Origin of the sequence: Agrococcus sp. Ld7 (assembly GCF_045064095.1) — a bacterium.
Lineage (GTDB): Bacteria > Actinomycetota > Actinomycetes > Actinomycetales > Microbacteriaceae > Agrococcus.
In genome coordinates this window covers 19,947-39,384 of record NZ_JBISGY010000023.1, presented here as the reverse complement: position 1 = coordinate 39,384, position 19,438 = coordinate 19,947, and the positions used below count along the sequence as shown (strand labels likewise).

Here is a 19,438-nt window from a genome sequence, read left to right as displayed (position 1 = left end):
GCGCGGTGGTTAGTTCGAGCGGCCTCTCACGGCCGCCTCGAGCAGAGTCCGATACTGCTCGGCGATCACGTCGTATTCAGCGTTCGCTGCGATCCATGCACGGCCGCCACCGTGACCCGCTACCAGGCTTCTATCGTTCACGAGTCGCTGCCACAGAGCAGCGACCGCATCGGCATTTCCAGGCTCCACGACGTCGCCACTGTTTGAAGCTCGCACGAGCCCAGCCGCCTCACCATCGACGATCGCGGTGATGTGCTTCCCGGTGGCCATCAGTTCGTAAAGTTTCGACGGCACAGTCCAGCGAAAAGGCTCCCAGTCGCGTAGCGACACCACGGTCGTGTCAGCCCAGTCGTAGTGGCCGAACACTTCGCTCGGCTCCACGCGGTCTAGCAGTTCGACAGGCGACCCGAGCGCCGCATTGAGGGCGCGCAATCGAGGCACATCGGCGCCATACCCCACGATGCGAACTTGCACCGGCACTTCGTGCTGCCGCGCAGCCGCAGCAGCTCTGATCACCGTCTCAAGACCTTGGCTCCGACCAACGGTGCCCATGTAGAGCACTCGCAACTCATCATGGTCGTGCCGAGTCGGTGGGATGACTGCATAGCGCTCGAGCGACGTGCCGTTGCGGATCACGTGCACCGAATCCACGCCTCGCTCGCGCAGCACGTCCGCAAAGCTCTCCGTCGTGGTCACGACCATCGCCGCACCGCGCTGCAGTGACGTGACAGCTTCGTGCACCCGCTGCTTCACACGTGAGACAAGCCCCTTGCCGCTGATCAGACCCGGCGTGTGCGAGACGAGATCAGGCCAAGCGTCACGCATCTCCGCAATGAAGGGCAGGCCGAGCCGCTTCGCGACGATCCGGCCCGCGAGCAGCGTCGGCAGCCCGGGCGCGGTCGCGACCACGACCTCCGGGTTGATGACACCCTTTCGCGCGAGCTTCAACGCGTGACTGGTCGATGCCCTCACGACCCACAGATGGTCGAGGGTACGTGACGCAACACTCGCGTTGTGCTGCAAGTACGAGACACGGTGCACGGTGCCACCGTGCGATCCAACTGCAACGCCGCCCGCTCGCGAAGAAGCGGGTGCGTCACGATCCAATTTTCCAGTCGGATAGTGCGGAGGGGGTGCGATGACGTCAACGGTGTGCCCGGCGGACACGAGATGTTGGATCAGAGCATGCCAACGTCGCTGTGGTGCGCCATTCTCCGGCTCAAAATAGTGTGTAAGCAGCAGTACTCGCACTGGACCTCAGTCCTCGCCATTCATCACACACTTCACCAGGACATGATATCCGGATGCGTTACATCTTCACGGCGGATGCGATTTGAGCATTGACGCTGCATGCTAGGTTCGGGAGTCGCTGCGTTGTGATTGCGCGCAATCTTCGTGCCCGCTCCTAGACAGGTACCCACCACATGAGCTCGGAACCCTCGACGTCGACGGCCACCCTGAAGCGGACGCTCAAACCAAGATGGGTGTTCGCAATTGCGCTCGGCTCTGCAGTCGGGTGGGGCGCCTTCATCCTCCCGTTTGATTGGCTGGACGCCGGGGGCTGGGGCGGGACGCTGCTCGGATTCCTCATCGGTGGCGCGCTCATCGCGGTCATCGGTCTCAGCTACGGTTCCGTGATAAGTGCTCTCCCTGTGACCGGCGGCGGAGTCGCGTTTGCGCTTGCGTCGCTGGGTCGCATACACGCCTTCATCGCTGGCTGGTGCCTGACGCTCGGCTACGCCGGCATCGTGGCACTCAACGCTTCAGCAATAGCACTCGTGTTCCGCATGGCGTTGCCGGATCTCATGATGCAGGTCAAGTTGTATTCCATCGCCGGCTGGGACATCTATTTGCCCGAAGTGATCGTGTCAACGCTCTTCCTGCTCGTCTTCGCCTGGATAAATGCGCGCGGTGTCGAACTGTCTGGCCGGCTCCAGTTCGTCGCGTGCGTAGTGATGCTGCTCGCGGTGGCGGCAATCCTGATCGCAGCGGTTGCGCACTTCGCCAGTGCTGATACCGCGCTCCCGCCTGCATTCCCGGCTGAGGTCTCACCAATTGCCGCGATTGCGACGATCGTGGCCTTCGCGCCGTGGGCCTACGTCGGCTTCGATAACGTGCCGCAGACGGCAGGTGAATTTGACTTCTCGCCTCGCAAAGCGCTCGCGCTGCTGCTGTGGGGCGTCGTCGCCGCAACGTTCATCTACATGGCGATGACTGTCGCCACCGCCATCGCCGTCGGCGATCAGCGGGCGCTCTACGCGGACACGGCATGGCCCCCAGCTGTTGCTATCACTGAAGTTGCCGGACCGATCGGCATGATCCTGATGCTGGTCGCGGTCTCCATGGGCGTCGTGACGGGGCTCAACGGCTTCTACGTCTCCACGAGCCGCGTCCTGCTGACTATGGGCCGCGCCAAGATGCTTCCGCGCGTGTTTGCAGAACTGCACCCGCGTTGGAACACGCCGGTCATCGGAATCGTATTCACCACCTTGATATGCCTCGTCACTCCCTGGTTCGGCCGCGCAGCGCTCCTGTGGGTGGTCGACATGACCAGCTTTGGCATCACAGTCGCTTACTTCTACACGTGCTACTGCGCATTCAAGCTTGGTCGCTCGGGGCGCCTACCTGGCATGTCTGAGGCCCAATCGCCGACCGTCGGCCTTCAGGTGATCGGCCTCCTTGGCTGCGCGTTCGCGATTGGTTTCATGCTGCTTCTCCTGGTGCCCGGCTCCCCCGGTGCTCTCGGCATGCCGTCACTGATCGCACTCGGTGCTTGGGTAGTCGCAGGCGCAATCTTCTTTATACTTCGCCGTAAGACCTATTTCGCTACGCCAGACGCGGAGCTACACCGTTCAGTTTTCCATTAGCCGTTACGCCGTTCCCCGCACTGCGCCAACGGCAGTGCCATCGTCTTTTCCAACCCTCCAGGAAATCGAGGAGCAACGTCAGTCGTCGATTTCGCAAGGCTCGCAAGAGCCTGGAAGCCACGCCCAGGCGCTACGCCATTGCGCTCGATGAATTCTGCTTCGTGGCGCGGGGGCGAAACCACGACCTTGCAGATGCTCATCGCGTCCGCGTTCTGCGCGGTGCGCCGCATAAGTACGAGCAGCATGCGGAACGCACTCCGCGGTGACCAGGACGCGGCTTCTGAAGCGCACAGTTCGACACTAGCAAGCGACCATCAAGCACAGAACTTCGCTTCACCAGGCTGACCCGTGCCTCCCTCCGCAGAGTCGTGTGTGATGCAGTCAACACCTCCACCTGAAATCACTACATAACGACAGCGTGAAGCTTAACCAGCGAAGTTAACTCCCCGGATATCGCGGTCGAGTTCGGATTTTAAGTCCGCCCAGGCATTCGCGACGATCCGCACGTCGCATGAGTTTCCAGAGTCGCGCACAAAATCCGACTTAGCGCGAGAAGATATTCTGCGGTCGTGAATAAACTGAACCGCCAGGCTACTGGAGCGCTGTGCCGCATCACTGAACACATTGCCCGAAATCAGCACGTTCGCAACGGCATTTGAGGTCATCACTTCCTGTGAAGTTAGTAGAGCGAGCAGACCCACCCAACGACCGCTCCACTCCATGGAGTCGGTCCGTCTGATTCTATTCGAAGAAACTATTGTCTCATCGAAAAACGACGACACAACTAGACCGGCGCGGCTGGTTTCGAACGAATTACCGCAAAGAAGGTTTCTGCGTGAACGAATCCGTGCACCTGTCGCGCTAGAACGAACGATATTTCCGGATATCGTCGCGTCATAAGTGCCCGGATGAGTCGTGATCCCGTCGGAGCAGTTGTTGAAAACATTGTCAACCACGCGGATCTGTTGCGTAGTGCGCCATGTCGTTGCATCTTCCGACTCGCCGAAGTCTCTCTCGCCGAACGACGTGAAGTCGACGGCCTGCCAGTCGCCGAATACTCGATTGTCCGCAAAGAGCACATCCTGACAACCGGCGGCGAACATGAAAGAATTCCAAGACGATCCCCTAGCGTCGGAACCCGGCCGTCTTGAACTGGAGTTGCCAGTAAACTTCAACCGCAAGCTGTCGGACGCCTGAAGGTGGCGACCCGGTTGCGAGCCCGCGAGGAACTCGCAACCCCTGACCGCACAATCTCGTGTCGCGCGAAAGCGCAACGTCCGAAAATATCGGTGTTCCCGCATGTCAAAGACCAACCCAGAGAAGACAACATTCCGCGCGAAGTAGACTTTCCGCAGCTCCGGCCCCTGAGCCGCAAGCTCAGCCTTTTCCATGCCGCGAGCCGGCTGCTGATAGCGATCAAAAATGAGGTCCGCCGTAAAATGCAAGACGTCGCCCGCAACGTCGCGAACTCGCGCAAACTCGGAAAACCGTACAGGATAGAGAATATCGGAAGACGGACTCCTGCTGCCACCCTGGTCAGCGCCCGCCTGCGCAGAATAAGCGTTGGTGGAGGACAGAAGTTGAGCATAATCGCCGGCGACCAAGTTGACATCTGTAAGCGACTTCAGCGAAGCGCTAGATTCGCTCACGGCGCCGAGCGCAACCGGTTCACCGTACGCACCTGCCACGTTGAACATAAAGTTCCTCAGCGTCGCACCCTCACCGCACACGACGACGTTGCTCACGGTGATGGGCACAAAGTGCTCGGGACGCAGTGCATCGCGGCGCGCAGTCCAGTACTCGCCCTGGGGGAAGTAGAGGGTGTCATGCTCCTCCAGCACAGCTGCGGCCGCACGCACTGCGTCAAACGAATCAATGCGGCCGCTCGGGTCCGCTCCGAAGGCGGTCACGTCGACAGTGCTCATACTGCTCTCCTTATCCGAGCGAAGGGCCGCGAATGACGCGTGCCGGGTTCCCGGCGACCACCGCGCCTGCGGCCACAGGCTTCAAAACGACGCTGCCAGCACCGACGACGGCTCCGCTGCCGATCTCACCACCCAAACAGACCGAGTTCGGCCCGATAAAAACATCATCGCCAATTATCGGTGGTCCGCTCCCTCCCGCTCTTGCGCCCAATGTGACATTCTGGCCAATCTTCACGTTCATGCCAATCTTCGAATCCTTGTGCACCACGACACCGATGCCTCCGTATGCGAGCGTTGTTCCCTCACCTATCTCAGCCGTCGCGGGCACGCGGCAGTTGAACTCGTGGAAGATAAAGTTATGGACGAATGCCGCCTCGCGGTCAAAGCCCCAAACGTGCAACTGGCGTTGAACGCCATGCAAAGTGATCAGCGATAGACGGCGCATCTCGACGGTGAGCCGGTCAGTGGTGGCGAGATCGAGCTGAAACGATTCACATTTCGGCACACTGGCCGGAGGTGGCGTGTCCAACGCCGAATAGAGCACCACAGTCTCCGATGGCAACTCGCCGACCGTCTCGGAGGGCAAATCCAGCCACGGTTGCGGGCGGTCGCCATCATCGAGCATGGCGAGCCGAGGGCGATGTCGAACCGTGAGAACGAGCGCGGCGAGCGCAGTGTGCCGGTTCCGGCCCCAGAGCCGATAGTGCTGGGCTGGGGAGCTCATCGGGAGGCTCGGTAATGCGCCGGGGTGCGGGAGGATCATCTATCCCCCGGTCCGTCCAGGTACCAAGCCAGGCCGCGCTCGATGGTGAACAGCGCGCGACGGCTCCACTCGTGCCGCCACGCACGACCACGAATCTTATGGAGGACACTGGGCTTGATAGTTCGGTCCAGTTCTGTTCCAGGCATTTCTTGCATTAGCCGAACGACATTTCGGCTAGCGACTCGGACCGCGGCGGCAGCGGGAGTAGAAATGCCGTAGCGACTAGCGGTCGACTTGTCTTGCGGCAAGACCTCACGGCCGTCGTGGTAGCGCTCGACCGCTACGGCCGGCTTCCGCGACGACCAATCGTTTACGTGCGGTGCCAGAATGCCCTGTGGGAACTCTCTCGTTGTGGGCTGCCCGCGGAGTGCCAGATAGGTCGGACTGAATCGCGACGTATCGAATGGATATTGAGGCAGGGACACTTCGAGCGCTGCCATGACATCGAACTGAAACGCTGCAGAAACTCGTTCGTCGAAACTGCGTCGCAGGAGGTACTCGCTTACAAAGGTGCTGTAGAGGGGGTCAAAACGAGGCGCACGACGACTCCATGCCCGCGAAATCTCTCCCACAAAGTGCCTATTCCGGCGGCGTCGGTAGTAGATGTCGACCCAAGTGTCCGGACCGAGCCCCTTGGCCGCCGCGAACTCCATCGACTCCTCAATCGGCAGAAGAAAGCCTTCGACCAGTTCGTCGGTGAACAGTCGTTCGGCTGGCTGCTCGCCAAAGGCATATGAGCCCCACTTGGTGAGCGCTCCTTCCCGCGCGCTTACTCGCGTGTTGATGTAGTCCTGCGGGCGCGAGTAGGAACGGTAGAACTCGCCGTAGCCGCCAGCAAGTGTCACGGTCCCACTGGGATACATGCCGCCATGAACGGGAGGCACCGCCAGCCCTCCGGTAAACCTCAGCGGGCCCAGAATCGAATCTTCGCGTGTACCAGGCGGCACGGCCTCGCTTAAGCCCGGATCGTCTGTCATCTGCAGGCCGAAGACGCTGCTGAGCGCGCGTGCGACGATCTTGTCTCGAGTATGCTCAGATCCTCGCGTGTTGAACGCGAAAGCATCTGTGGTTCTACTTGCGAGCGCGGCACCCAGCACTAGACGAGAGTCCATGCCGCCTGTCAGATGCGCAATCTGCCGCGGCGCACCGTACTCGGCAGTCACCCTGACGTTTTCGATAATCTCGAACCTGGCCCGCTCGACGGCCTCGGACCACGACATTGATGCGGCATCAGTCTCCACGCCAACACAGTCGTAGCGGTGGATCTGATGCCCGTTGCTTCTCACCGAAACGTAACTCGCGGGCGGCAGCAACTTCGTCCCCTCGTAGCTGCTCTCGACCACGCCGCCGTACATGCCCGTTGCCAACTGTGACATAGCGTAGGCGAGGCTTTTCTGTGGCGAGACCGGTTCGCCGCTCAACAGATCGGCCATCTGCTCGACGTGCGACGAAATAGAGAAGATGCCCTCCGCTTCGAAGCTGTAAGTCAGGCTGCCTCCGAGCGGGTCCACCAACACGTAGGCCGTTTCGGCACGGGGATCGTAGAGATAGAGCGTAAGTGACCCGCGAATCCCTTTGCCGATGCTGTCAAGTTGCTCTGCTCCCGCATTGCTGAGTGCCTCTCGTGCATCACTAGCCGTCACCACAAAACGGCCGTTGACAATGCCCGATCCGTCTACGCCTAGTACAGACAGGCCGTCTCGAAAGTCGTGCCGAATTACACCCACACCGAAGAGACGCTCACCTAGCCGGGCCGTATCACCAGTCGACGGCAGTGGAATCGCTGATCGACGACTGTATATCACTGGGATACGCGGCATGCGGCCTCACTGTTCGAACGTACGTGGAACCATCCTCGCACGGACGACCCAGGTACGCTCGATACGTTCCACCATGCTTCTTCCGAAGGGCACCCGCCCATCGACCCGATCGAGATCACCATGAAGTCAAGCCCGATGCACCAGCCCCATCCCGTGCAACTGCAGAATGAAGTCCTAAGTACATTCTTAATGCCTAAGCGAGAGGCTGGCCAGCTGTCGCTTTCGCGGTTCCTTGCCGACAAGGTCGTGACTGGGCCAACGGGGCGGTCGCTGAACCTGTTTTCCGCGGACGTTTGGCTCGCACGAGGCGACAGGTCATTGGGCCGCTACCTCCACGCACTTTTGTTCACTCGTTCGTGGATACCCTGGCTCCAAGACGATGGTTCGGAAGAGGCCCTCGCTCACGTCGTAGGCTTGTATCGCTGGTGGGCGAAGGAGCACGGCCAGCGGACAGAGTCGCCGGCCGAAATGGCGTTCCACGATGAGACCACCGCACAGAGGTTGCTCAGTCTGTTGCTGCTGGAGCGAGCCATTCGGGAACGCCTCCAGGAAGAAGATCGAGCCTTTATTACCGACCTCCTGCGGGAAACTTCGGACCTCTTGCTCACGGATGAGTTCCACTCCACCGGCAATAATCACGGGATGTTTCAGGACATCGCACTCCGAAACTATTCCATCCTTGCGACTTGGCCGGACCCTGCCCTCGAGGCAAAATTGGAGACCAGCATCTCGCGTTTGGACGCATACTTCTCGAGATCATTCACCCCAGATGGCGTCCATATCGAAAACTCTCCGACCTACCATCTGATGATCTCGCGCTCGCTAGCCGAACACGAGTCCATCTGCCGCGATCTGACCACAAATCGTCGCCCGTCGCTTTCGCCGATACTTCAGCTTGCCGGGCGCTATGCGACCCACGCGATCCTGCCTACGGGGAACTTCGTGCCCATCAGCGACACCAAGAGATCTCGTCTCGAGGGCAGCCATCTGAACGTCTTCAATAGCGCGGAGTTCGAGTTTGCAGCAACCAAAGGCGCGCGCGGACGCCGCCCTGTAAACACCGCATTGCATCTACCTCAGAGCGGATACTTCTACTCCCGATCAAGTTGGGGCGACCCGGATGCCACGTTCATCGCATTCACAGCTGCCTACAACGCCAACTACCATAAACACAGCGACGACCTCTCTATCCTGGTTTGGCGTGACGGCAGGCCGATCCTATGTGAGGCCGGACCGTATGGATATGACTACGCGAAGCCGCTGACGAAGTACGCGTACAGCCAGTTTGCGCACAATAATGTTGTTGTAAATGGACGGTCTGTTCCCCGCGTCGATTCTGCCGCGAAGACCGTCTGGATGTCTCCCATTACCACGGAGGGCCTGCAAGCCGTGGTTCGCGCGGGCACGGGCCGACTGTCCGGTGCTAAACATGAGAGAGAGCTACGGGTCGCCGCCGACCATAACAGACTTTCCGTCCTGGACACGCTTACGTCTGAGTGGGTTAACCAATATGACGCGTACTGGAATGTTGCCCCGGACGTTACAGTTACCCTGCACCCCGATGGATTTGCACTTTACCGCAATGGCACAAAAATCGCCGACGCCCGCATCGACGCTGACGTCCATTTCGAACTGACCGTGCACCGCGGCGAGCTCGAGCCGCAACCAATCGGGTGGCACTTCCGTGACTTCGGTGTCGCGGAAGCGACTATGTGCGTCCGCGTGAGACTCTCCGCATCCAGCACAGCGATGACAACGCACTTTCGCCTGTCGCCGCCGTTTAACTTCAGTGACGACAACGAGTCGGTCGAAGAGGACGCGCGCACATCGACAGTTGATCCCCGCGTCATACGCGCCGATCCGGCGTTTTCGTCGCCTGTCGTCGCTTTGCTAGAAGCTGACGCTGGCCCGGCTGCGAATAGAGGCCTTATGGACACGATCGGCGTTCTCGGATCAAACTTCCTAATTGTTGAAGCCGATCGCATAGAATCAACGCCGACTGAGGCCCTACTCTCACAGATGGTCAACACAATCACCGTTGAGCTTTCGGCTGCGCACGATGACGATTCTGAACGGCTCGTCGTATTGGCCCCAGCGACGCTGGCGGAGACTGGCCTGGCCCTGGCGTACCGACTCAACGCCGACTTGTTTTTCCTTGTTCCGAGCGACGGCGAGCCCTCGGCAATTGGTTTGCTTAAATTGCAGGGCGCGCTCGCTTCCTCTAATCGAAGCGCTGGCGGGTTGCTCAGTCTGGCAGAACTGGTGCGCGGGCCTGACACGCATCAGCTCGAGCAACTCGGCTCGTTTCAAGCGAAGCTCCTGGATGCGGGGTGGTCGGTCGACGTCCTGGTTACGGATGCGAATGCGACTGGCACAGAGCGAGGCGAGCAACTGATCTCAGAACTTGCTACTGCAGTCGCCCGACCGGGCCATGAGTCGTTTATTGAGGCTGGGGTGGACCTCGCTTTTGAAGCTGGCGCATTGCGACTCGTACTTCCAACTTGGCCCGGGTACTCGTTCAGCGTAAAGTTGTATCGCGATTCCACGCTGATTGCAAACGTGCCATACGGTGTTGAACGGCACTTTGCGTGGGTGGATCTTATGCCAGGAATGTATCGCGCTCGCGTCTACGGTCGGTTTGGCTCCGTAAGGCTAAAGCCTTTCACGACTCCTCGCGTCTCGGTTGGCCAATAATACGCAATGCTCACGAGACCCAGAGAAGCGGCTGCAGGGCGTCGGGAATCGGGCGACCAACGAGCCCCGGTGGGATGCGGAGCTAGACAGGAGGGGATGACTCTGGCGCAGCGGCCAGTTGAATGAGGTCAAGACGAACTTTTCCCCCTTGATCTCCTCGATCGCAGCCTCCATGGCTGTCACCCGATCTTCTAGTGCCTTGACCTGCTCCATGTGGATCGAGCCATCTTGTCTCATCGAGGCGACGACCTCTCCCACCGCATTCTTGATTTGCGGCACGTCGCCAGTCGCGGAAAGGAACGACCAAGTCTTCGTCGTGTTTTTATTCAGCCAGGCAGACCGTCGAATAGGTATACATAGGAGTTGAAGTCTGACAGGACGGGTGCAGTTTAGAGAACGCGACACCCTCGCCCGTACTTCCGGGACTCAAGTTATCATTCTACGTGTTGTTGTTATAAATTCCAGCGTTCGAATTCCGTATTGTTAAGCCTTCCGCCTGACGCACACGCGAGTACGGGCGCATTACTACCGCATGGTCCTCACCGCGGGGTGGATTCTGGAATATAACTGCAAACATCGAAGCGCTCGGAGAGCCTGAACCGTCGCCGTAATGGTCGATATCGATCATTATTCCTGCGCGAATGGATCATCGCGCATCTTCACACGCTTTGTAGGAGCTATATTGATCAGTTCTGTCGACGTCTCGCCAAGTGTAGTTGGCGGCGACAAGGTGGTCTCCTAATTTTCTCTCTGTTAACGTGCCCTGTCCGGCTCGCGCGAACTTCGTGCCCGGCGGTCTCGGGCTAGGGCCTGCGCTGCCTCCGCCGCCCCATTTTGGACCGAGCCCGAGCTGTCACTCGACCGACCCCGGACGCGGACGCGAGGCTCTTGATGCACGTGGTGATGGTCGACCGCGGCACGGCAGCGCGCAACTCTTCCCTCCGTCCTTCTCTTGGGCGTGGCGCCGGTGTCGGTCGGACCTCAACCGCTAGGAATCAATCGCGATCGCGTCAGAGCAACGAATCGCGGGTCTTCCCAAGCACCGGGCGAGGCAGGGCGCTTACGTGCGCGAGCACTGGCCAACTAGCTTTGCTGGGAAAACAATCGGTTGACCAGCGCCGAAAGCACACTCGACTGCGCGTATCGCTGCGCGATCACCGCACGTGGGGCATCCCCAGCAGGCACCCTGTGTGACAGAAGGCCATCCGCCATAGCCCGCATGTCGCTGTAAAGCCAATCACCCGGGTAGAGGTACTCGGCGCCAGCCCAGGCAAGACTAGCCGGGACCGCACCCGAGGCCGCGCCGTCTGCGATAGTGAAATGGAAGGACTCAAAGTCCGAAACCGAAATGGCGACACCGATGTTTCGGTACCACTCAGCCATGTCGTCGCCGTGCCCATCAAATATGACGGTGCCGGGCTCCTCTGCGTTGATCGCATCGATTCGCGCATATGCGCGCTCATAGAACGCGAGCTCTTCTGGCCGACGCTGCATCCACTCGTATTCCTCAGGCCGCTTCCCCTTAATTCGCAGTTTGTATCTGGAGTCCACTGCCCTGAGTCGTTCGACGAGTTCGACCGCGAGGTCAAGACGCTTGCGTTGCGGCACTATTCCGACGAGACCGAGAGTGTGCTCCGCTCCCTCAAACTTAGGCTGGTCGAGTCCGTGCACGTCTACGAAGTTTGGGACTACCGATGACCGCTCTGCCGGAACACCATGACTCTCGATGGCAGTAAGTCGGATCAACTCTCCGACGAACAGAAACTCGTCGACGTTCGAGTGCTTTATACGACGAAGGTACGGGAGTTGCAATTCCTGTAGGTGTACGCGCACGAGCATTCGCTGGTGCGGTAGCAAATGTTCCGAATACCACACGGCATTACCCAATCCCCATTCGGCGAACACCACATCGGCCCGCGCGAGAAGTCGTTCAGACTCTGCTTCGTCGTGCTGATTGTGGCCTTGCCACCTGTCGATCAAGACTTCGTGGCCGGCATCCTCGAGCAACTGAATCAGTGCGCGGGCGAACTTCAGGTCGTGACCCGCAAAAAGGATGCGCTTGGGCGACAGTTCACTGCGATTGACTGCGGCCGCGGTCGCGTCGTCGCGAACGGCGGCCACCGGCCGAACGAATAGCAACTCCACCGTGCGCGCATCAGCTGCACGCAACGCAACATGCAAGTCGTCGCCGACACGGGAGCTCCGCACGAGGCCGGGGTGCACGACGCTCGATGACGCGGGGCGTGCCAAGGTGCTGCCTAGAGATCCCTCGTCCGCGTAGTCGAACGCTAACCGATCCCAATCGCCAAACCGCGTCGCTATCAGCAGATCTTCGAAGTGTGTGCGCCCAACCACCTGGTTTGCCGCTCCGACCCACTCGAAGTCGTGCAGTCTGGCGGTCGCTGAGTCGAGCACTGCTATTGCTGTCCCACTGAGCGCAGCTGCAACCTCGTCAAGCCAACGAGCGTCCACGATCACAGCGCGCGGTGGCACCGATTGACGTGCCACGCTGATAAGGAGTTCCTCGGAATGGTCGTCGATGACGAGCGCGTACAAGGGCAGTCCGCGGCTCTCGACCGGTATTCCGGCCGTCCGCGCGAGCAGTGTGATCGCCGTGTCGGCCGTGTGAGCGCGGTACACGCTGCGCATCTGCAGCCATGCCTCTCGCACCCGCTCGACGGGGTTGATCGACCAATCCAGGAGCATCGCGCGCCAGCTGGACTCGTCGTTCGTGCTAGGGATGGTGCCCCCGAAGATCTCTGTCATGGCGCGCGAGCCACTGGAGAGCACGACGCCGCCGCACGCTGCGATCTCAACGACACGACGCGAGAACATGGTCGGCGATTGCTCCACAGAGTTGACATTGATCTGGGCAAGGTGGCTCTTGTACGAATCGATGACGTCGCCGTAGGGCAACGAGCCCGCGACTGCGTGCGCGAATTGCGGAGGGAACTGGTACGGAGAGTCCGGATTCGATGCCTGGCGGTCGTAGATCGTCAGGCCGAACGGCTCCGCCGCATCGAGCATCTTGATTAGACGCCTCGAGCGATCCGGGTAGCGATTGCCGTAATAGGTACCCGCGTGGGCCACGCTGTGGCGGTACTCCCGCTCGGTCGGCATCGGGTTGTGGATCTTCGTCTGCGCGTAGAACGGCAGCGAAGAGACCGTCTTCGAGACAGCTTCGGGCGTCGTGAGGTACTCGGGAATCATCTGCGCATCCGTGGTGAACACATGGTCGCAGAGGCACGCCGTGCGGCGGAACCGGTTGAAATGCACTGGGTCTTCCTTATTCCAGAAGACTGACGGGATACCAAGCGACCGACTGTGCTCGAGCAACCGGGTGATGTCGGCGCTCTCCGCTGCGCTGTAGTGCCCAATTGCGCGGTGCCATTCGCCGCCGTTGCCCTCCCATGCCGATTCGATGAAAACCACATCGAGACGTTCAGAGGCGAGTTGCTCCCGCCAGCCGGTGCGTGTCAGCGAAACGACCTGCGAGGTCGCCGACAGCGTCGTTGTCGTGAACTCGTCGGCGATGAGCCCAATGCGCAACTCCTCGAGAGGCTTTCCTTCCTCACCGATCCTTAGGTCGTACTCGGTCGCGGCGGTGGCATGCGCCCGCTGCATGACGATCCCCAACTGGTTCCACGTTCGCTCGTGGAACACCCACGACCGCGCGGTGCGTCCGAGCTGACGCGCGAGGTCGTCGTCCTCAATGATTCGCTGCAATGCATCTGCGAGCGCTTCCGCGTCACCTGGAGGAAACAGCAGACCGCGCGGCTGCTCTGAGCCCACGAGGTCACGGTGCGGCGCGACGTCTGACATGACGACGGCCTTCATCGAGCTGAAAGCTTCAAGGGGCTTGAGCGGAGACACCAACTCTGTGACCGCTGTCGAGGCCCGCGGCAAGGGCATGACGTCGAACGTACTGAGCAGCCGCGGCATCTCCTGGATCGGCAAGCGACCCAAGAAGCGAGTCGTCGCGAGCTTCATTTGGTCACGCTTCGACTTAAGCCCGGCCTCTGCCCCTCCCGAGCCCGCGATCACCACCTGATGACCGATTCCCCGTGCCACGAGGATCGCTGAAGCGTCGAGCAGCGTATCCAGTCCTTCGTAGGCAACGAGACTGCCAGCAAAGCCGATGACCGGTACATCAGTTCGGATCCCACGCGTCTTTGCGTACACGGCATCCTTGGGGAAGGGCGCGAACTGCTCAGTGTCGACAGCATTCTGAGCCAGGTGAATCTTGTCGGGGTCCACGCCGCGACGAATCAGTTCATTTGCAGTCTGCCGCGTAATTGCGAGCACAAGATCGGCCTCATTCGCGACGAGCGTCTCGAGCCCCGCCATCGATGCGAATTGTTCGGTCTTGTCCCACCTCTCCTTGCTGGAAGCGGTCGTGACCTCCCACAAGCCGCGGACCTCGTAGACGAAAGGAATTCCAAGCCGCCGTGCCGCGATGAGTGCTGGTAGCGCAGTCCGGTGATTCGACGCGCTCTGGATCACGCTCGGGCGCTGTCGGCGTGCCTCACGGACATAAGCGTCGGCCGCTACATCGAGGTAGTGATCGATAGGGGCACTGGTGAGCGGCAGCCCAGGAAGGTGAACGTATGGAACACCGTCGAGTGCGCGCTCAGTGCGCTTCACTTCTGGCTTCGCCGAGTCAGTCGATGAGTCCCAGGGATAACCGGGCCGAGCGACCACTGCAATGTCAACGCCGTTTGCCTGCAGCCCGGCTGCGACACCGCGAGTGCGTGTCGAGTATCCATTGGAGTTATAGATCGGTGTCGAGTGCACGCAGTACATGACCCTGCGAGGCTCGGCGACGTAAGCGATGCCACTGGCACGAGGAGGCACGGAGACACCGCGCTGCGCAAGACGGTACTCACCCAGAATCCGCGTCGCGAGCACTGCTTGTTTCGAAGTCAGCGCTTCTGCCGCCTCAGGATGTTCGAGGATGTATCGAGCAGGTGCCTCGATCGAGCCGTGGTTGAACCACATTCTGTTGAGCACTCGCACGAAGCGCTTCGAGCTCGGATCCTGATCGAATTCCCGGATCAGCGCGTCGAGCGAGCGTTCTGACACGGGCACCACATGCGCGGCACCGGTGACTGGCTCAGACGGGACGAGGGCTTCAGCAGCCGGTGCGACATGCGCGCTCGCGGCGGCGTCCGCAGTCTCGAGTGCATGCCGGTCCGTCACGTTCGGCCGACTCGAAGGCGAGCCAAGACGCTTCACAGCGTGCAGAGGGCCGAGCACGATCTTGCCGATGCGCATCGAGTTCGATGATCTCACCCGCTGCAGGTCGTCTTTGAGTCGCTTAGTCTCTTTGCGGTAGGCCTCGAGCGAGCCATGAGCCGATGCGAGCCTTCGGGTGAGGTCACGGTCCTGCTGCTTGCGGGCCGCGCGTACCTCAGCCTCCAACTGGCGGATACGCTGCTCGTGTTGCCGCTGCTGCTTGCGGTGCTTCAGGTCGCGCGCGAGCAACCCCTCGTACTTCTTCAGCAATGCGTCTTGATCAGCTGCAACGTCTTGCACCCACTGCCGGCGCAACAGCGCCTCATCCCGCTGCTCGTCAGAATGTCTCATGCTTGCTCGTGCCTCTCGACTATCAGAACGTGACGGTGATGAACGATCAGCGCCAGACGCCCTTGGTGTCGATGAGCACCTTCTCCTGGAGGCTTCCGCGATCGATTCGCTTGAACGGGGTGTGGTCGACGAGCATCACGACGATATCGGCGTCTGCGATCGCCGACTCGGCGTCCTGCAACTGCACGTTCGCCAGTTCAGAGAGTCGCGCGGGGAGAGCCTCGACATTCGGTTCCACCACGCGCACACTCGCATCCGGCATCTCCGCAGCGATCTCACGAACGATCTCCAACGACGGCGACTCGCGCAGGTCGTCGATGTCGGCCTTGAACGCAATGCCCAGCGCAGCGATCACCGGAGCCTTGAACTTCGACGCCTTCGAGAGCACCTTGCCGACCACATACTTCGGCTTGCTATCGTTGACCTCACGCGCACACCGGATCAGCTTCGCCTCCTCGGGCGCGGCAGCGACGATGAACCACGGGTCGACCGCGATGCAGTGGCCACCGACGCCCGGGCCCGGTTGCAGGATGTTCACGCGCGGGTGGTGGTTCGCCAGGTCGATAAGCTCCCAGACATCGATGTCGAGCTTGTCGCTGATGATCGAGAGCTCGTTCGCGAACGCGATGTTCACATCGCGGAACGAGTTCTCCGTGAGCTTTGCCATCTCTGCCGTGCGGGCATCAGTCACCAGCAGCTTGCCGTTTGAGAACGTTGCGTAGAGATCCCGCGCCATCTGGCCGGCCACCGGCGTGACGCCACCGATGACGCGGTCGTTCTCGGCCATCTCGATCATGATCCGGCCCGGGAGCACGCGCTCTGGTGCGTGGGCGAAGTAGACCGAGTTCGGCTTGCCATCGGCATCGGTGAGGTCAGGGCGAGCATCGAGGATGAACTGCGCCATTTCCTCTGTCGTCCCGGGAGGCGACGTTGACTCGAGCACGACGAGCTCGCCACCCTTCAACTGCTCGGCGATGCTTTTGGATGCAGCCTTGATGTACTTGGTGTCGACCGAGTAGTCCTCTTGGAACGGCGTCGGCACTGCCACGATGTACGCGTCAGCGTGCGGAGTCGTCGTCTGCGCCGTGAGTGCGCCTTTGCTCACCACGCCAGCGAGCGTTGCCTCGAAGTCGGGCTCGAAGAACGGCACCTCACCTTTACTGATGCGCTCAACGAACGACTCGTTCACGTCCACACCGATTACGCGGATACCCTTCGATGCGATGAACGCAGCCGTCGGCAGGCCGATATAGCCAAGCCCGACGACGCTGACAGTGTCGAAGGTCGAAGTGGTTTCAGTCATGGGTCCATCCTCCTGTACGCCTCGAGGTCCGCAATACTGGGCTCTACTCGAAACTGGCACGTAAATCGCAATCTTATCTGGCGACAGCGCTGGCGACGCCGCCGTCTGGCGAGCACCATTCGACGCGCCTTCAGGCACCCGCCCACGACATCCGCTAACGCCAGGTGCGAGAGTTCGTCAGTGCGCGACCTCGCGAGGAAATGCACCGAGTAGCGCCGTTTGCATCTCCTCGAGCGCGTCGATCGGGCGGTACCGCTCGTCAATGAGTTGCACGAGGCCTGGCGTTGGCGCGATGGGTATGGCATGCGCTTCGCGGCCTAAGGCTGAGTAGTAGTCCGCGAACTTGAAGCCGTCGCCCGCGACATCGTTCGAGAGTTTGACCCAAAGGTTGGGGATGCGCAGCGCATCGCTCACCACCAGCCCGTGCAAGCTTGACGAGATGACCCGACGGCATCGCGCGATGCTTCGGACGACATCCTCGACGGGGGCAGCGACATCGATTACCGACACGTGCGCGGACGAACGCAACTCGCTGACTGCGGGCAGGCCTGCGTCGACGTAGTGCGGTATGACGCCGAGTTCGTAGTCGGTCTCGATCTCATTCGCATTGAACAACAGCCCCATCAGTAGCCCAGGGTCACCCAGCACCACACCGCGCTGCTGCGCTGGCTGCAGCTTCGCGAGCGTCAGCTCACCGCGCACAGCGTGGAACCGAGTGCGGTCGTGCATCGCCCATGAATCCGCTGCGATGTAGCCGGCCCCCCAGCACTCCAACGGGGTGCGGCGGGGCTGTTTGAACTGCTGCAACACCGAGCCGATACCGACAAGATCGGCGTTCTCGACATCTGCCCAGTGCGGCGTGAGGTTGGGGAACAGCTCTTCGATGAGAAAGGGCGTCAGATCGTCACCGAAGTTCAGTAGACCGTCGGGACGCCGCCACCAGTAAGTGGCGCAGGTGCTTGCGGTAGACGTGTTCATCCGTTGTAGTCCGGCACACGTCGCGATACGCCGTTGATCGCGTATCCCATGGCTTCCGGCCAAGCCATGTGAGCCGCGATCAGCATCGCTGAACCCGCCTTTCGGTCGGCTAGCGGTACCGAAAGCAGGTCACGCAAGATGCGGCGGGAGTTGATCGGGATGACAACGTCATGAGCGATGTCGCTCTCGACGTTGACCCACGGCAACCACGAGCCGATGCGGTACTCCCAGTGCAACAGGTCGAGCTGATCGAACCCGCGACTGTTAGAGAAGTCCGTCTCATCAATGAACTGCGCGAACGCCTCGCGCACGAGCGGGTCCTCCCCTCGCCCCCTGCTGTAGATCGAATGCATCACTTCAGGGGTCAGTCGCTCGTGCTCGATGCCGTTGACTCGGAACACGGACCGCACGGTTTCGTACAGGTTCGATCGGATGTGCAGCGCATCATGGGGCAACGACGTGTAGTACGCCCAAGACACGACGCGATTGTGTGAAACCGGGGAGTTGCGTGCAGCAGCGCGGACATATTCAAGCGGCATATCTGGGTTCGCGATTCTCAAAGTCATGTGTCGCAAGCCGAGGTCGCGCGCTAAGCGCTCCGCGGTCGACGTATCGTGTCGCGTCACTTCGACCGTCTCTCGATATGTCTGATCGAAGGTGAAGTACTGCATTTGCGCTGAGATATGCCGCGTCAACCCGAGCGTGATCCGGCTGTCGAAGCCTCCTGTCAGTGAGGTGATCAGGGGCCACCGTGCAGCGAGCAGCGGCAATTGCGCTCCGACCGCTGCCACGAGCGATCGAGCTGCGTCCTCCGGTGCCATCTCCACGCGATCAGCTCTGGGGAACACTCGCTCTATGCGTCCCGTCTCGATCTCCAACGCCAAGTTGGGTGAGAGATGACGCACGCCCGCGAATGGGGTGACTCCTGGCGGAAAGCAATCCGAACCGTTGCAAGCGAAAAAATTCGCGGTGCCAAATGCACTCGAAGCGACTTCGAACTGCTCCGCAACGAGTCGGGGGTGGGATCCTGCCAGTCGACCATGTTCCGCGTCAGCGTAGAAGAGCTGGCGTTGCCCCGTCGCGTCAGCTTGCAGCAGCATCCCCTGTGGACTGGCGACCGCGATGAGGAATCGCCCTGCAAGCTCATCGATCCGGTCTTGGAAGCTCTCGCGGTCGCCGGCGATGGCGAGCAGAGCCCGCGCGAGCTGATCGTTGCGCGAGATAGAACGGTCAACGTCGAGACACACGCCAATGACGAGCACCGTCGTAGAGTCTTGCGTCGCGAGTCCGACTTCCAGGCGTGGGTCCCAGTGCAGGAACCATTTGCTACCGAACGCGACCTTGTCCCAGTGATTCGGGACCGCCGCGAGTCGCGCATCCGTGAATAGGTAGCCACGCGCGTAGATCATGCGTTCGAACATCGTGCCAGCAAGGCGCTCTTCGCCGACAGCTGGAAAGTGCCTGGCCCAGGTCTGCCGCAGCGCGGCGACCTCAGTCATCGG

The 19,438-nt window shown here is 60.7% G+C and carries 10 protein-coding genes; 2 read left to right on the top strand and 8 right to left on the bottom strand.

Features of this window, described 5'->3' with window-relative positions; all coding sequences use genetic code 11:
• Positions 1–9: 9 nt before the first annotated feature.
• Positions 10–1,251 carry a glycosyltransferase family 4 protein gene (locus ACJJVL_RS03690; RefSeq protein WP_405216965.1) on the bottom strand — a complete coding sequence of 414 codons (1,242 nt, stop codon included), beginning with the start codon at positions 1,249–1,251 and terminating at the stop codon, positions 10–12.
• Between the two features lie 173 nt (positions 1,252–1,424).
• On the opposite strand from ACJJVL_RS03690, the gene ACJJVL_RS03685 reads away from it, so the two are divergent.
• A complete protein-coding gene (locus ACJJVL_RS03685; RefSeq protein WP_405216964.1) occupies positions 1,425–2,867 on the top strand; it encodes an APC family permease in 1,443 nt (480 codons plus the stop codon).
• Between the two features lie 425 nt (positions 2,868–3,292).
• Here the strand turns inward: ACJJVL_RS03685 and ACJJVL_RS03680 are convergent, their stop codons facing one another.
• From ACJJVL_RS03680 to ACJJVL_RS03670, 3 genes are all read right to left on the bottom strand, one after another.
• A complete protein-coding gene (locus ACJJVL_RS03680; RefSeq protein ID WP_405216963.1) occupies positions 3,293–4,792 on the bottom strand; it encodes a NosD domain-containing protein in 1,500 nt (499 codons plus the stop codon).
• A 10-nt stretch (positions 4,793–4,802) separates the two neighbouring features.
• On the bottom strand, positions 4,803–5,417 hold the full coding sequence (locus tag ACJJVL_RS03675; RefSeq protein WP_405216962.1) for a serine O-acetyltransferase: 615 nt from the start codon (positions 5,415–5,417) through the stop codon (positions 4,803–4,805).
• Between the two features lie 134 nt (positions 5,418–5,551).
• On the bottom strand, positions 5,552–7,282 hold the full coding sequence (locus tag ACJJVL_RS03670) for a hypothetical protein (protein WP_405216961.1): 1,731 nt from the start codon (positions 7,280–7,282) through the stop codon (positions 5,552–5,554).
• 246 nt (positions 7,283–7,528) lie between these two features.
• On the opposite strand from ACJJVL_RS03670, the gene ACJJVL_RS03665 reads away from it, so the two are divergent.
• On the top strand, positions 7,529–10,069 hold the full coding sequence (locus ACJJVL_RS03665) for a heparinase II/III family protein (protein WP_405216960.1): 2,541 nt from the start codon (positions 7,529–7,531) through the stop codon (positions 10,067–10,069).
• 1,083 nt (positions 10,070–11,152) lie between these two features.
• On the opposite strand, the gene ACJJVL_RS03660 is transcribed toward ACJJVL_RS03665, so the two are convergent.
• The 4 genes from ACJJVL_RS03660 to ACJJVL_RS03645 all read right to left on the bottom strand — a co-directional run bounded on the left by ACJJVL_RS03660 (position 11,153) and on the right by ACJJVL_RS03645 (position 19,435).
• Complete coding sequence (locus ACJJVL_RS03660) at positions 11,153–15,655, bottom strand: glycosyltransferase (protein ID WP_405216959.1); 4,503 nt, start codon at positions 15,653–15,655, stop codon at positions 11,153–11,155.
• 46 nt (positions 15,656–15,701) lie between these two features.
• Complete coding sequence (gene wecC, locus ACJJVL_RS03655; RefSeq protein ID WP_405217089.1) at positions 15,702–16,958, bottom strand: UDP-N-acetyl-D-mannosamine dehydrogenase; 1,257 nt, start codon at positions 16,956–16,958, stop codon at positions 15,702–15,704.
• A 177-nt stretch (positions 16,959–17,135) separates the two neighbouring features.
• On the bottom strand, positions 17,136–17,936 hold the full coding sequence (locus ACJJVL_RS03650) for a polysaccharide pyruvyl transferase family protein (protein ID WP_405216958.1): 801 nt from the start codon (positions 17,934–17,936) through the stop codon (positions 17,136–17,138).
• Complete coding sequence (locus ACJJVL_RS03645) at positions 17,933–19,435, bottom strand: hypothetical protein (protein ID WP_405216957.1); 1,503 nt, start codon at positions 19,433–19,435, stop codon at positions 17,933–17,935. The genes ACJJVL_RS03650 and ACJJVL_RS03645 overlap by 4 nt, the downstream gene beginning before the upstream one ends.
• Between the last annotated feature and the right edge of the window lie 3 nt (positions 19,436–19,438).

Coding starts and splice junctions, on each gene's coding strand:
- ACJJVL_RS03685 (WP_405216964.1), top strand. CDS start 1,425: ATGAGCTCGGAACCCTCGACGTCGACGGCCACCCTGAAGCGGACGCTC.
- ACJJVL_RS03680 (WP_405216963.1), bottom strand. CDS start 4,792: ATGAGCACTGTCGACGTGACCGCCTTCGGAGCGGACCCGAGCGGCCGC.
- ACJJVL_RS03675 (WP_405216962.1), bottom strand. CDS start 5,417: ATGCTCGATGATGGCGACCGCCCGCAACCGTGGCTGGATTTGCCCTCC.
- ACJJVL_RS03660 (WP_405216959.1), bottom strand. CDS start 15,655: ATGAGACATTCTGACGAGCAGCGGGATGAGGCGCTGTTGCGCCGGCAG.
- wecC (WP_405217089.1), bottom strand. CDS start 16,958: ATGACTGAAACCACTTCGACCTTCGACACTGTCAGCGTCGTCGGGCTT.
- ACJJVL_RS03650 (WP_405216958.1), bottom strand. CDS start 17,936: ATGAACACGTCTACCGCAAGCACCTGCGCCACTTACTGGTGGCGGCGT.
- ACJJVL_RS03645 (WP_405216957.1), bottom strand. CDS start 19,435: ATGACTGAGGTCGCCGCGCTGCGGCAGACCTGGGCCAGGCACTTTCCA.